General features: G+C 66.7%; 11 protein-coding genes. 7 read left to right on the forward strand and 4 right to left on the reverse strand.

The genetic code is table 11. The features are described from left to right. Positions 1-299: 299 nt before the first annotated feature. Together BIU82_RS17815 and BIU82_RS17820 are read right to left on the reverse strand one after the other, a co-directional pair. Positions 300-965, reverse strand: a complete 666-nt coding sequence (locus BIU82_RS17815) for a response regulator (protein WP_070350805.1) — start codon at positions 963-965, stop codon at positions 300-302. Continuing rightward, positions 962-2725: an ATP-binding protein gene (locus tag BIU82_RS17820; protein ID WP_253182843.1), complete on the reverse strand. Its 1764-nt coding sequence runs from the start codon at positions 2723-2725 to the stop codon at positions 962-964. The genes BIU82_RS17815 and BIU82_RS17820 overlap by 4 nt, the downstream gene beginning before the upstream one ends. Before the next feature lie 167 nt (positions 2726-2892). On the opposite strand from BIU82_RS17820, the gene BIU82_RS17825 reads away from it, so the two are divergent. Both BIU82_RS17825 and BIU82_RS17830 read left to right on the forward strand, forming a co-directional pair. Then, positions 2893-4374 (forward strand): CitMHS family transporter, encoded by a 1482-nt coding sequence (locus tag BIU82_RS17825; protein WP_070350806.1) that lies wholly within the window; start codon positions 2893-2895, stop codon positions 4372-4374. Between the two features lie 177 nt (positions 4375-4551). Next, on the forward strand, positions 4552-5397 hold the full coding sequence (locus BIU82_RS17830) for an HAD family acid phosphatase (protein ID WP_070350807.1): 846 nt from the start codon (positions 4552-4554) through the stop codon (positions 5395-5397). A gap of 76 nt (positions 5398-5473) precedes the next feature. Here the strand turns inward: BIU82_RS17830 and BIU82_RS17835 are convergent, their stop codons facing one another. After that, positions 5474-6913 (reverse strand): SLC13 family permease, encoded by a 1440-nt coding sequence (locus tag BIU82_RS17835; protein WP_070350808.1) that lies wholly within the window; start codon positions 6911-6913, stop codon positions 5474-5476. 10 nt (positions 6914-6923) lie between these two features. Beyond that, positions 6924-8042, reverse strand: coding sequence for a PrpF domain-containing protein (locus BIU82_RS17840; protein WP_070350809.1), 1119 nt, complete (start codon positions 8040-8042; stop codon positions 6924-6926). Between the two features lie 240 nt (positions 8043-8282). Here BIU82_RS17840 and BIU82_RS17845 point away from each other — a divergent pair, with 240 nt between their 5' ends. From BIU82_RS17845 to BIU82_RS17865, 5 genes are all read left to right on the forward strand, one after another. Next, positions 8283-9221, forward strand: a complete 939-nt coding sequence (locus BIU82_RS17845) for a LysR family transcriptional regulator (RefSeq protein ID WP_070350941.1) — start codon at positions 8283-8285, stop codon at positions 9219-9221. 108 nt (positions 9222-9329) lie between these two features. Beyond that, entirely contained in the window at positions 9330-9626 is a 297-nt protein-coding gene (gene gatC, locus BIU82_RS17850; RefSeq protein WP_070350810.1) for an Asp-tRNA(Asn)/Glu-tRNA(Gln) amidotransferase subunit GatC, read from the forward strand. 4 nt (positions 9627-9630) lie between these two features. Further along, positions 9631-11199: an Asp-tRNA(Asn)/Glu-tRNA(Gln) amidotransferase subunit GatA gene (gene gatA / locus BIU82_RS17855; protein WP_070350811.1), complete on the forward strand. Its 1569-nt coding sequence runs from the start codon at positions 9631-9633 to the stop codon at positions 11197-11199. After that, positions 11199-12707 carry an Asp-tRNA(Asn)/Glu-tRNA(Gln) amidotransferase subunit GatB gene (gatB, locus tag BIU82_RS17860; protein WP_070350812.1) on the forward strand — a complete coding sequence of 503 codons (1509 nt, stop codon included), beginning with the start codon at positions 11199-11201 and terminating at the stop codon, positions 12705-12707. Before gatA ends, gatB begins: the two co-directional genes overlap by 1 nt. A 232-nt stretch (positions 12708-12939) precedes the next feature. Further along, the gene (locus BIU82_RS17865) at positions 12940-13974 is read left to right on the forward strand and encodes an ABC transporter permease subunit (RefSeq protein WP_070350813.1); all 1035 of its coding nucleotides are present in this window, start codon (positions 12940-12942) and stop codon (positions 13972-13974) included.

Consider the following 13974-nt stretch of genomic DNA (forward strand, 5'->3'; position numbering starts at 1 on the left):
GCGGACCTCTTCCCCGTTTCCCGAGGCCCTTCAACCCAGCCTTCCGAACCCAGGCTGCCCCGGTCGCTGGATTAATCCCGCAAGCTTTAGCAGCCGCCGTCGTGTCCTGCAGACGATCAAACACTACGAAAAATGCGTCCTTATGTTCCTGCCGGTACCAGCCAGAACCTGATGAATCACCGCTTAAACGAACCACGGTCGTTGCAACTCCCGAAGTCAGGGTGTTGCAACGACCGCTAGAACCCGCCGCGCGTTTTCGGGGCCCCAACTGTACGTTCGCGCCGGGTTTTAAAGGGGATTCAGCGCTTTCCCGGGACGCCGTAGCGGTGTTCCGGCCGGCCGGTGGTTCCGTAGCGCAGTTGGATCTCGACGGCGCCGTCGTCCGCCAGCGAGGACAGGTACCTTTGCGCGGTAGCCCGGGAGACCCCCACCCGCTCGGCCACTTCCGCGGCGGAGTACTGCTCACCAGGTTCGAGGGATTCCAGCACGGCCGATTCCGTGGCCGAACGCGGTTTGCCCGACGACGACACCTCCCCGGCGAACAACGCCCGGCGCGCTTTTTCGATGGTGTCCTGGTCCACCGCCTGCTGCCGGTCCAGGATGCGCCGGTACCGCGCATAGGCGCGCAGCTGCTGCGAGAGTGCCTCGGCGGTGAACGGCTTCAGCAGGTAGGCCAGGGCGCCGCGGCGGGTGGCGGTGCGGATGGACTGCGCATCGGAGGCAGCCGTGAGCATCATCGCGTCCACATCCAGCTGCCCCAGCAGGTCCAGGCCGGATCCATCCGGCAGGTAGACGTCCAGCAGTACCAGGTCCGGACGCAGGCTGTGCACCGACTGCAGTGCCTGTGCCGTGGAGCCGGCCGGCGCCAAGGCCAGGAACCCCGCCACTGAATCCACGTAGGCCGCGTGCAACCGCGCCACGTGGAAGTCGTCGTCGACGATCAGCACCCTCAGGTCCGTGCTCATTCTTCCTCTTCCGTTCCGTTGCCGGCCAGGGATGTGACCCCTGGCAGCGATGCCATGAAAACCGCGCCCGGCCCGACGGGCGATCCCGGGTCCAGGACCCGCACCTCGCCGCCGCGCCGCCGGGCGAGTTTCCGGCTCAGGGCGAGCCCCAGTCCATGCCCGCCTGCCGCCGCGGACCCGGCTCCGCCGCCTGCCGCCGTCGTGAACCCTTCGGCGAACACGGCCTCGGGATCGTTGCCGCCCAGCCCGTCGCCGGAGTCCGCGACCACGATATGCAGCGTGCCGCCGTCGGCCCCGTTTCCGGCACGCGGCGGCTCGTCGAGCAACTCCACTTCCACCCACCGCTCAGCCGCAGAGCCGGCGACGGCGGCATTGACGGCGTTGTCGATCAGGTTGCCGAGCACGGTGGTGACGTCCTGGGGGTCGCTGACCGTGCCGCGCACCAGGGTTTCGGGCCCGATCCGCAGCACCACGCCGCGTTCGTCCGCGCCCACGCTTTTCGCCCCGATGAACGCCTGCAGGTACGGATCCTGCAGCAGCCCGGCCTGTTGCACCGGGAAGGTCAGCGGCCCGGTTTCGGAGATCTTCGCCAGGTACTCCTTGGCCTGTTCGTTGTGGCCGATGCTCAGGAAGCCCGCGATTGTGTGGAGCTGGTTGGCGAACTCGTGGCGTTGCGCCCGCAGGGCGGTGGACATGGTGCCGACGGCGTCCAGCTGGCGGGTGAGCTGCTGCAATTCGGTGCGGTCCCGCAGCATGACCACCCAGCCGAGGTCTTCCTTGCGGTGCAGGGCCTTGCGCGCGTTCACCACCAGCACCCGCCCGGCGGCCAGGATCTCCACCGCTTCGGCGTCGTGCATGGCGTCCCGGGTGAGCGCCTTGAGTTGTTCAGGTACGACGGCGGCCGCCCAGGGCTGCCCGATCCGCACCGAGGCGGCGGCCGGGGACGCCGGGCCGCCGCCGTCGTCGGGCAGCTCTTCTTCGGGAATGTCCAGCAGGCGCCGCGCGGCGGCGTTGAACACCGTGATGCGGCCGTCGGCAGAGACGCCGATGACGCCGTCGTCCACGCCCTGGAGGACGGCCACTTGGTCGTGGACCAGGGTGCTGATCTCCTCCGGTTCCATTCCGAGGGTGAGCCGCTGCAGCCGGCTCCGCAGCAGGAAGGACGCGAGCACTCCGGCCAGCAGGGCGCCGGCTGCGGTCAGCGCGATGGGCACGATGTCCTGCCGCAGGCTTTCGCCCAGGGACTCCATGGAATAGCCCACGCTGACTTCGCCCACCACGGTGTTTGTGCCGGGAGCGTAGACGGGCACCTTGGCGCCCGCGGACGGTCCCAGGGTTCCGGTGTTCCGGGTGGTGACTTCCTTGCCGGCCAGGGCTTCGCCGGGGTCGGTGCTGACGGGCTCGCCCAGGCGTTCCGGTTCGGGGTGGGCCAGCCGCAGGCCGGTTTCGTCCGTGACCACCACAAACAATGCCCCGGTGCGCTCGCGGGCCGCTTCGGCGGCCGCCATGATGGGACCCTTGGCCAGGATCTCCGCCGGGGGAGTGCCGCGCTCCTTGCTGATGGTCGCTACGGCCGAGCGGATGTCCGGGGCCGCGGCCACGGTGCGCGCCAGGGTGAGCGCCTGGTTCTCGGCCTCGGCGCCGATTCGTTGGTACACGAGCCAGGCGTGCACCGCGCCGCTGAGCAGAACCACCAAAAGGACGACGCCGAGCTGCAGCAGCAGCGTCTGGGTGGAAAACCGCATGGCGAACCGTGGCATGGCTCCATTGAATCACTGGCCGCGGCGATTTGAGCAAAACGAGCAAAATGCTGGCAACGAGCACTATGCCAATCAAATCCGGCAAACCCGGTGACCTGACTCACCCCGCCCTACATTCGTAATGCGCACCACACCGACGTGATGCCATTCATAGTTAGGAGCCGGCCGTGCTGGTACTGCTTGGATTCGCCATGATCGCGGTTTTCATGGCGCTGATCATGACGAAGAAGTTGACGCCAGTGCTGGCGCTGATCATCGTCCCCACCGTCTTCGGCCTGTTCGCAGGCGCCGGGCTCGGCATCGGCGACATGGTCATGGATTCGATGAAGTCCATGACCTCCACGGCCGCCCTGCTCATGTTCGCCATCGTCTACTTCGGCCTGATGATCGACGTCGGGCTCTTCGACCCGCTGGTGAAGTTCATCATCCGCAAGCTCGGCAACGACCCCGCCAAGGTGGTCCTCGGGACGGCAATCCTCGCCGCCGCGGTCTCCCTGGACGGTGACGGCTCCACCACCTTCATCCTCACCACCGCCGCGATGCTGCCGGTCTACCTGCGCCTGAAGATGAGCCCCGTGGTCCTGACCTGCGTGGCGGGCCTCGCCAACGGCACCATGAACATCCTGCCGTGGGGCGGCCCCACCGCCCGCGCCGCCACCGCGCTGAAGATCGACGTCAACGACGTCTTCGTTCCCATGGTCCCGTCGCTGATCGCCGGCCTCGTGGTGGTCTTCGCCTTCGCCTGGATCCTCGGCATCCAGGAGCGCAACCGCCTCCGCTCCACGGCTCCGGAAATCTGGGGCGAACTGGCCGACCTGGATGACGCGTTCGACGGCGGCGCCGGCACCCCTGCTGCGGGCGGCACCTCCCGCGGTGGTTCGGCCCGCCCAGCCGGCACCGGTGTGTCCGGCGCCCGGCCGTCCGGCAACGGCGGCGTCGCCGTCCTGGAACGCAAGGAAACCGAGCTGCTGGTCGATGACCACGACACCGCCATGGCGGATACCGCCCTCGATCCGAACCGCCCCACCCTGCGCCCCAAGCTGTTCTGGTTCAACCTCGGCCTCACGGCCGCCGTCATGACCATGCTGATCATGGACCTGGTTCCGCTGCCGTACGTCTTCATGGTGGGCTCCGCCATCGCCTTGCTGGTGAACTTCCCCAAGGTCAAGGACCAGGGCGCCCAGCTGATCGCCCACGCACCGTCGATCGTCGCCGTCGTCAGCATGGTCATGGCCGCCGCAGTCCTCACCGGTGTGCTCACCGGAACCGGCATGGTGGAAGCCATGTCCGCCTGGCTGGTGCAGATCATCCCCTCCAGCATGGGTCCGTTCATGGCGGTCATCACCGGCCTGCTGAGCATCCCGATGACGTTCTTCATGAGCAACGACGCCTTCTACTTCGGTGTGCTGCCGGTCCTGAGTGAAACCGCCGCCCACTACGGCATCGGCGCCGCGGACATGGCCCGTGCCTCCATCACCGGCCAGCCCTTCCACATGCAGAGCCCGCTGGTCCCCGCGATCCTGCTGCTGGTGTCCCTCTCCAAGGTGGAACTGGGCGACCACCACAAGAAGGTCCTGTGGCGCTCCGCCGTGGTCTCCGTCGTCATGCTCGGCGTCGGAATGCTGACCGGGGCCATCGGCATCGGCTGATTTCCCTTCAACCCCCCAACGCGGGGTCAGTTACGGCCCATGTTGCCGCCAAACATGGGCCGTAACTGACCCCGCGTTGCTGTGCGGCGACATAATCCGGCGGAGTCTGGTTACTCCCGATAAACATTGGTTTACTGGCGAACGTGACAAGGACGTCACCGTGATCAAGGAGGCTCAATGGGTATCGAACGCCGGACCATGCTGAAGGGACTGGGCGCAGGCGGAGTGGCAGGAGGCCTGGCGCTGTTCGCCGCCGGTCCCGCCAAGGCCGAGGCATCGCCGGAAGTGCAGAATATTCTGTCCGCCGCCGTGGCGTGGCGGGTCACCGCCGCCGAGCGCGACATGCTGTACCGGCAGGCCTTCAACATCGCCCGCGATCGGCTCGACAACGCCCTCCGCGGTGTCGGCCAGCAGCGGCGGGGCGCCAAACCGCTGGCGTTCATTTCCGACGTCGACGACACCGTCCTGTCCTCCAACCCCTACTGGGAGATGCTGATCGCCGCCGGCAAGCAGGCGTTCGACGACGAACTGTGGGACGCCTGGGTCCGGGAGAACGGCCCCACGGCGACGTCCGGCGCCGTCGAATTCACCCGTTACGCGGAAAGCCGCGGCGTGGAGGTTTTCTACGTTTCCCAGCGCGACCAGGGCCCGGACACCCAGCAGATCGGCGTCGCGAACCTGCGTCACGTGGGCCTGGCCTACGCCGACGACGAGCACGCCATCTTCCAGCGCGAGTCCTCCAACAAGGAGCCGGCCCAGCAGGCCATCGCGGACAAGTATCAGGTCATCGCCTTCCTGGGCGACAACCTGAACGACTTCCGCCGCCGCTACTACGTGAAGTCCGTCGAAGAGCGCCGTACCCTTGCCGCCGAGGACGCCGAGCGCTTCGGCCGCGACTTCATCCTCTTCCCGAACAACACGGATGGCCACTGGATGCGGGCCATCTTCGGCACCAGCGAGCCGGCGGACACCCCGGAATACCGCGCCCGGATGCTGCTGGCAGCCCAGGGCAAGGTCCTCTGACCCTCCCCAAAGACAAGGCAGGACGGCGAGTGCAAAGGTGCACTCGCCGTCCTGCTCTGTTTCAGGTCCGGGGAAGTTACACGAGGCCGGTGGGAACCAGGAGTGCCCAGGCCAAGCCGGGAGCCGCGAGGACAACGGCGCCCGCGTACATCATCAGCTGGCGGTAGACGCGCTGGCGGTCGTCTTCGCGGGCGTTGGCAACCACCAGCGCACCGTCGGTGGAGAAGGGCGAAACGTCCACCACCGTGGCGGCGATAGCGAGAGCTGCGACCGTGCCCGAGGCGCTCAGCGAACTGGTGGCCAGCAGCGGGCCGGCCATCGGGATGAAGGCGGTCAACAGGGCGGTGGAGGAAGCGAACGCGGAGCCGACGCCGATCACGTAGCAGAGGACCAGTGCGATCAGGAGCGGTGCGCCCAGTGCGAGCGCCAGCTCGGCGAGGGTATCGATCACGCCGACGTGCTGCAGCAGCGAAACGTAGGTGATCATGCCTGCCACCAGCAGGACCGTGGACCAGGAGACGCCGCCGATGAACGTCTTGTGTTCCTTGATGTTGACGAAGGCCAGGAGGAGGCCCGCCGAGAGGGCTACGAATCCGATCGGCATGTGGAAGCCCAGGGTGCACACCAGGATCGCGGCGATCAGGCCCAGGGTGAGGATCTGCTGGCCGTGCGGCCGCGTTGCCTGGGCGGTATCGATGCCTGTGTAGCTGTTGGCGTGGTTGTCGCGCAGCTTGCCGAGGAGTCCGAAAAGCACAAGCGTCAGGACCGAGAGGATGAAGTTGACGGCGAAGCTGGCCAGGAACAGTGCTTCCTGGGAAATGGGGAAGCCGTTCTTCAGGGCGATGTCGTGGACCAGCACGCCGGCGACGGACAGCGGGGAGAAGCCTCCCGCATGCGCTCCGTTGATGACGAAGGCGCCCATCACCACGGGGTGGATGCGTGATTCATAAGCCAGCCCCAGGGCGGCCGGGGCCAGGAGCGCGACGGCGGCCGGTGAGAAAGTGCCCAGTGCCGTCAGCGCTGCGGCCATGAGGAAGAACACCCAGGGCATGAGGAGCGTCCTGCCCCGGACCAGGCGCACGCAGGCCTGGACGATGATGTCGATGGTCCCGTTCCTCTGGGCCATGCTGAAGAAGTAGGTGACTCCGATGATCGTGATGACGATGTTGGCCGGGAAATCCGCGAGGATCTCTTTGTCTTTCATGCCCAGCATGAAGTAGCCGACGCCGAAGGAGGCAACCAGGCCCATGACCCCGATGTTCAGGGGCCACTTCGTGGCGACGATGAACATCCCGACGAGGATGATGAGCGGGATGATCTGCGTGGCGGTCATGGTCGGCTCCGATCCCGGGGCCGCCGCGGAGCTGGAGAAGACACCTCCAAGCAGGAGGGCAAGCAAGCCCAGGGCCGTGATGGCGGCTACCGTCACCAGAAGGATACGGCGGCGGCGGTCGGGCCGGGGGGAGCTGATCTCGTGGTTCGTGCTGGATGCAGTCTTTTCTGCGGTGTTGCTCATGGCTTTCTCCTCATTGAGTGGCGCCGGCGAAGGAGGCGTCAACGGCGCTGCCGAGGACCTCCGGAAGGTGGATGACGGTGCTGGCGATGGTGCGGGCGGTGCGGTCGACGCCGACCAGCAGTGACCCGTCCCGTTCTTCGCTCCAGGTTTCGATGACTCCGGCCGGCGTGCGCAGCCGGAGGGTGCTGTGGTGGGATGCGCGCGCCATCCCGTCCAGGACGGTGCCCGTGGTGCGGGCGGCGAGGGTCAGGGCGATGCTCCCGGTAATTGCCAGGGCCGGGTGCGGTTTGCCCATCGACAGCATCATGGCGCTGAGGTCACTGTCCGTGTCGGACCGGGCGGGAGGGGCGACGATCGCGACCTTCGGGATGGCGCGGGCGGCATCGCGAGTGGTCGCGGCCAGGCCCATGCGGACTGCGGCTTCGCGGCGGATCTCCTCCAGGAGCTGCAGCTGCGGCCCCACTGCGGCGGCCCAGCCTTCGTGGCGCTCCGGATCGAGGCCCAGATCCGCCGCGCGGAGAATGACGAGCGGCGCGCCGGCGTCGACCATCGAAACGGTCCAGCGGCGGCCGGACGCCGTCAGGGTGTCCGACGGCGAACCCGTCGGGAGCAGCGCGCCCGTGGTCTTGCCTGCGGGGTCCCGGAAGCCGAGTCCCACCCGGTATCCCGGGAACGGTACGCCCGGCATGTGCGCCTGCGGAACGATCGGAAGGGCGCCTGAGGGGGTGGAGACCTGCTGGATGATGATCTGCCCGGTGTTGGTATTGCGCGTCACGATCTGCGTGACGTCCCCGGTGGGAACCACCCAGCCCTTTTCGATGGCGTAGAGTCCGACGACGGCCGAGCAGTTGCCGCAGTTGCTGCCCCAGTCGACCGTGGCTTCTTCGATGCCGACCTGGGCGAAAGTGAAGTCGACGTCTACCTCTCCGCTGTGGGGTCGGTCCAGGATGACGGCTTTGCTGGTGGTCGACGTTGCGCCGCCGACGCCGTCGATCTGCCTGCTGTCGGGGCTGCCGAACAACCGTGGAAGAAGTATGTCCGGGCCGGCCGGGGCCTCGCCGAGCTGCGCGCCTTCAAAGACCCAGCACTTGCTGGTGCCTCCCCGCATCCACTCTGCTTCGATCTTCATGGTGTGTGTTCCTTGCCTTCAGTGCTGCCCGCGTGTGCCGGGCTGTTTCGAGATTGACGCAGATCACAAATGAAGACAATGTTGGATTTATGGACACATATGTAGCGATTCTTAATTCACTGCGGGAGTTGGCTTGGAAGGAGCAGTTTGGCGGTCTGTGCCGAGCGACGCTTCGCAATGCTGTAGCCGTCAAAGCACCAGCCTGCATAGGATGAACTGATCCATCAGGAGGGTGAAGTGTTGCTTAACGAAGAAGGTCAGGAATTATTCGACATCCGGCGGCTGGCACTGCTGGTGGAGGTCGTCGAGCAGGGCTCGGTGACGGCCGCGGCGGAGATGATGATGTACACGCCGTCGGCAGTGTCCCAGCAACTGCGGAAGCTGGAACAGGAAGTCGGCCAGCCCCTCCTCAACCGGAAGTCCAGGGGAGTGGTGCCCACGGAGGCAGGGCAGCTGCTTGCGGGACATGCCCGGAAGATCGTGGCCCAGATGCGCGCGGCCCAGGCTGATCTGGCTGAGATCGCCGGGCTGAAGCGCGGTTCCCTGGCGATTGGAACCTTTCCCACGCTCGCCGGATCGTTCCTGCCCGTGGTGCTCCGGACCTTCAAGAAGCGGTACCCGGCCATCAATCTCTCCCTGCGGAGCGCACGCTTCGATGACCTGGTGGCCGATCTGCACTCCGGCGCCACCGGGTTGTGCCTTCTCTGGGACTACCCGTGGAACCGCTTCCGGGACGATTCCATCCGCATCACCGAGGTCTTCGAGGAAAGTACCGTCCTGCTGGTTTCGCGCAACCACCCCCTGGCCGGCCGGGATGAGATCTCCATGGAAGAGCTCCGCAAGGAATCGTGGATCGTCCGCGCCGAGGCGCATCCCGTCGTCGAAGTGCTCCAGCGCGCCGCCCATGAGGCCGGCTTCGAACCAAGCATCGGCTTCCTGGCCAACGACTACCAGGAAGCCCAGGTGATGGTCAGCGTGGGGATGGGAGTGGCCATGGTGCCGAAGACGGCGGTGGCCCTGCAACACCCCGATGTCAGGGTCATCAGCCTCGGCTCCGCGGCCCCCTTGCGCAGGGTGTTCCTGGCCCAGCGCCAGGACAAGGTCTATGCGCCGGCGGAGGTGGCTTTCCATTCCACCCTGTTGGAGATTGCCCGCGAACGTGCTGCCGACTATCTGTAGGCAGCCGGCCAAGAGACCGTGCCGGGGAGCCGCCGGCCACCGTGCGGCGAGCCAGCCCAACCAAAGTAGACTGGTCCGGAAAACCATTTGAACTTGCAGGGGAGATCCATGGCTGCGATCAACCGTGACGATGTGGCGCATCTCGCGCGGCTCGCTCACATTGAAATGAGTGCCGAAGAGCTGGACCGGATGGCGGGCGAACTCGCCGTCATCGTGGACTCGGTGAAGTCCGTCAGCGAAGCCGCCGGGGACGATGTCCCGGCCACGTCCCACCCGATCCCGCTGAGCAACGTCTTCCGCGAAGACGTCGTGGGCCACACTTTCACCGCCGAGCAGGCGCTGTCCGGAGCACCGGACGCCGCGGAAGACCGTTTCAAGGTCCCGGCCATCCTGGATGAGGACTAAGACCATGAGTGAACTGACCAGCAACGAACTCATCCGCCTCTCCGCCGCGGCCCTGGCCGCAAAGCTGCGCGCCGGCGAGGTGACCTCCGTCGAGGTGACCCAGGCGCACCTGGACCGCATCGCCGCCGTCGACGGCCAGGTGAACGCCTTCCTGCACGTCAACGCGGAGGAAGCGCTCGCCGTCGCCGCCGAAGTTGACGCGATCCGCGCCGCCGGCGGGGCTGCCGCCGAAGAACTTCACGAACTGGCCGGCGTGCCGATCGCCGTCAAGGACCTGATCGTGACCATCGGCCAGCCCACCACGGCCGGTTCGAAGATCCTTGAGGGCTGGCACAGCCCGTACGACGCCACGGTCATCAAGAAGCTGCGCGCCGCGAAGATGCCGATCCTGGGCAAGACGAACCTGGACGAATTCGCCATGGGCTCCTCCACGGAACACTCCGCCTACGGCCCCACCCGCAACCCCTGGGACCTGGAGCGCATTCCGGGCGGTTCGGGCGGTGGCTCCGCTGCCGCCGTCGCCGCTTTCGAAGCGCCGCTGGCCCTCGGCACGGACACCGGCGGTTCCATCCGCCAGCCCGGCGCCGTCACCGGCACCGTCGGCGTGAAGCCCACCTACGGCGCGGTGTCGCGCTACGGTGCCATCGCCATGGCGTCCTCGCTGGACCAGATCGGCCCGGTCTCCCGCACAGTGCTGGACTCCGCGCTGCTGCAGGAAGTCATCGGCGGCCACGACCCCTTCGACTCCACCTCGCTGACCGACTCCTTCGACAACCTGGTGGAAGCCGCCCGCACGGGCAACGTCCAGGGCATGAAGATCGGCATCATCAAGGAACTGCACGGCGAGGGCTACCAGGCCGGCGTCGAGAACCGCTTCAACGAATCCCTTGAGCTCCTCAAGGAAGCCGGCGCGGAAATCGTCGAGGTCTCCTGCCCCAACCTCAAGTACGCCCTGGGCGCCTACTACCTGATCATGCCGTCCGAGGTGTCCAGCAACCTGGCCAAGTTCGACGGCGTCCGCTTCGGCCTCCGCGTGCTGCCGAAGGAAGGGCCCATGACCATTGAGCGCGTCATGGCTGCCACCCGCGCCGCCGGCTTCGGCGACGAAGTGAAGCGCCGCATCATCCTGGGCACCTACGCCCTGAGCGCCGGCTACTACGACGCCTACTACGGCTCGGCCCAGAAGGTGCGCACCCTGATCCAGCGCGACTTCGACGCCGCGTTCGCCCAGGCCGATGTGCTGATTTCCCCCACCGCGCCCACCACGGCGTTCAAGCTGGGGGAGAAGCTGGACGATCCGCTGGCGATGTACCTCAACGACGTCGCTACCATTCCGGCGAACATGGCCGGCATTCCGGGCTTGTCCCTGCCGGGCGGCCTGGCCGATGAAGACGGCCTGCCCGTCGGCATCCAGCTGCTCGCCCCGGCCCGCGAAGACGCCCGCCTGTACCGCGTGGGCGCCGTCCTCGAGGCACTGCTCGAAGAGAAGTGGGGCGGCCCGCTGCTGGCACAGGCGCCCTCGCTGGTCGAACCTGTCGAGACCCTCGTCGAAACCCACGGAGGTTCCAAGTAATGTCGACTGACACCATCCTCAGCTTCGAAGAAGCCATGGAGAAGTACGATCCCGTCCTTGGCTTCGAAGTCCACGTGGAACTGAACACCAAGACGAAGATGTTCTCCTCCGCGCCGAACGTCTTCGGCGACGAGCCCAACACCAACGTCAACGAAGTGGACCTCGGCCTGCCGGGCGTGCTCCCGGTGGTGAACAAGGCCGCCGTCGAGTCCTCCATCAAGATCGGCCTGGCGCTCAACTGCAAGATCGCCGAATCCTGCCGCTTCGCCCGGAAGAACTACTTCTACCCGGACACCCCGAAGAACTTCCAGACCTCCCAGTACGACGAGCCCATCGCGTACGACGGCTACCTGGACATCGAACTCGAAGACGGCACCGTCTTCCGGGTCGAGATCGAGCGCGCCCACATGGAAGAGGACGCCGGAAAGCTCACCCACATGGGTGGCGCTGCGGGCCGTATCCAGGGCGCCGACTACTCGCTGGTGGACTACAACCGCGCTGGCGTCCCGTTGGTGGAAATCGTCACCAAGCCCATCCAGGGCGCCGGCAGCCGTGCCCCGGAACTGGCCAAGGCGTACGTCTCGGCCATCCGCGAAATCGTGAAGAACCTCGGCGTGTCCGACGCCCGCATGGAGCGCGGCAACGTCCGCTGCGACGCCAACGTGTCCCTGCGCCCGCACGGCCAGGAACGCTTCGGCATCCGTTCCGAGACGAAGAACGTGAACTCGCTGCGCGCCGTCGAGCACGCCGTCCGCTACGAGATCCAGCGCCACGCCGCCGTCCTCGATTCCGGCCAGCCAGTCATCCAGGAAACGCGCCACTGGCATGAGGACACGCGGACGACGACGTCGGGCCGCGCCAAGAGCGACGCCGACGATTACCGCTACTTCCCGGAGCCGGACCTGGTTCCCGTCGTGGCCTCGCGTGAGTGGGTGGAGGAGCTGCGTGCCACGCTGCCCGAGCCGCCCGCCGAGCGCCGCAAGCGGCTGAAGGAAGCCTGGGGCTACTCCGACCTCGAGTTCCGCGACGTGGTGAACGCCGGCGTCATGGACTCCATCGAGGAGACTGTCGCCGCCGGTGCCAGCGCTTCGGCCGCCCGCAAGTGGTGGATGGGCGAGATCGTGGGCCGCGCCAAGACGGCCGACGTCGACCCCGCCGAACTCGGCGTGAGCCCGCAGACCATCGTTGAGCTCAACGGCCTGGTCGAAGAAGGCAAGATCAACAACAAGATGGCCTCCCAGGTGCTGGACGGCGTCCTCGCCGGCGAAGGTACCCCGGCCGAGATCGTCGAGAAGCGCGGTCTCGCCGTCGTGTCCGACGACGGTCCGCTGCTGGAAGCCATCGACGCCGCCCTGGCCGCCCAGCCGGACGTCGCGGAGAAGATCCGCGGCGGCAAGGTCCAGGCCATCGGCGCGATCGTCGGCGGCGTCATGAAGGCCACCCGCGGCCAGGCGGACGCCGGCCGCGTGCGCGAGCTGATCCTGGAGAAGCTCGGCGTCGAGGGCTGATAGCCTCCCAAGCCGCCAGGCCCGCGGCGCCTGCGTTCCATTGCGTGGACAGCAGGCGCCGCGGGCCTTGTGCATTCCGGGGCAGTGACCGCAGACCGCCGACTCGGCGGTGGATGAAACCGTACTTTTTCACGCAGTTTCAATCATTTTCTTGCAAAGGTGTCTGGCGTCACTTATGGTTTGTTAAACGGTTAACGAACGTGGCCTGAATCACAGGCACTGAGGAGACTCCATGAATTCCACGGCGGAAGCGCCCCCGGTACTGCCGGAAGCGGATGACGCGCAGGCGGGTGCAAGGGGCCGCCGCCCCGGTGGCCGCACGGTGACGAAGGACGCGGCGAGGCCGGGAAGGAAGAGCTTCCGCTCACGCCTGCGCCGTGACAAGCAGATGCTGCTGATGATGGTTCCGGGCGTCGTCTTCCTGCTGCTGTTCTTCTACATCCCGATCCTGGGCAACGTCATCGCCTTCCAGGATTACCAGCCGTTCCTCGGCATCGGGGACAGCATGTGGGTGGGCTGGCAGAACTTCGTGGACCTGTTCGCCAACCCGGACTTCCTGCGGGCGTTCTGGAACACCCTCTACCTGGCCGCATGGCAGCTGGTGTTCCTGTTCCCCGTGCCCTTGGTCCTGGCGCTGATTGTCGACTCGCTGATCAGCACCCGCGTCCGCCGGGTCTTCCAAAGCATCGCGTACCTGCCGCACTTCCTGTCCTGGGTCCTGGTCATCGCGCTCTTCCAGCAGATGCTCGGCGGTGCCGGCTTCGTGAACAACACACTCCGGCAATTCGGCATGGATCCCGTCCCGTTCATGACCAACCCGGACACCTTCCCCATCCTGGTGGTGGTCCAGATGATCTGGAAGGACGCCGGTTGGGCGATGATCATCTTCCTCGCGGCACTGGCCAGCATCGACGCCTCCCTGTATGAGGCCGCAGCAGCCGACGGCGCCGGACGCTGGCGCCGGATGTGGCACATCACGCTCCCGGGACTGCGTTCTGTGATCGTCCTGCTGTTGATCCTGCGGATCGGGGACATCCTCTCCGTGGGCTTCGAGCAGTTCATCCTGCAGAGGGACGCGGTGGGCGCCGGGGCCGCCGAGGTCCTGGACACCTTCACGTATTACACGGGCGTGGTCGGCGGCGGCTGGAGCTCCGGTGCCGCGGCCGGCCTGGCCAAGGGCGTGGTCAGCGCCCTGCTGATCTACGCCGCCAACAAACTCGCCCACCGTTTCGGCGAGGACGGCATCTTCGCAAAGAAAGTCGGCTGA

It is taken from the genome of Arthrobacter sp. SW1, assembly GCF_001766675.1.
Lineage (GTDB): Bacteria > Actinomycetota > Actinomycetes > Actinomycetales > Micrococcaceae > Arthrobacter.

Bases quoted from the DNA above. Each gene is read 5' to 3' on its own strand.
- gatA (WP_070350811.1), top strand. From the start codon at position 9,631: ATGAGTGAACTGACCAGCAACGAACTCATCCGCCTCTCCGCCGCGGCC.
- BIU82_RS17815 (WP_070350805.1), bottom strand. From the start codon at position 965: ATGAGCACGGACCTGAGGGTGCTGATCGTCGACGACGACTTCCACGTG.
- BIU82_RS17835 (WP_070350808.1), bottom strand. From the start codon at position 6,913: ATGAGCAACACCGCAGAAAAGACTGCATCCAGCACGAACCACGAGATC.
- BIU82_RS17840 (WP_070350809.1), bottom strand. From the start codon at position 8,042: ATGAAGATCGAAGCAGAGTGGATGCGGGGAGGCACCAGCAAGTGCTGG.
- gatC (WP_070350810.1), top strand. From the start codon at position 9,330: ATGGCTGCGATCAACCGTGACGATGTGGCGCATCTCGCGCGGCTCGCT.
- gatB (WP_070350812.1), top strand. From the start codon at position 11,199: ATGTCGACTGACACCATCCTCAGCTTCGAAGAAGCCATGGAGAAGTAC.
- BIU82_RS17820 (WP_253182843.1), bottom strand. From the start codon at position 2,725: ATGCCACGGTTCGCCATGCGGTTTTCCACCCAGACGCTGCTGCTGCAG.
- BIU82_RS17830 (WP_070350807.1), top strand. From the start codon at position 4,552: ATGGGTATCGAACGCCGGACCATGCTGAAGGGACTGGGCGCAGGCGGA.
- BIU82_RS17865 (WP_070350813.1), top strand. From the start codon at position 12,940: ATGAATTCCACGGCGGAAGCGCCCCCGGTACTGCCGGAAGCGGATGAC.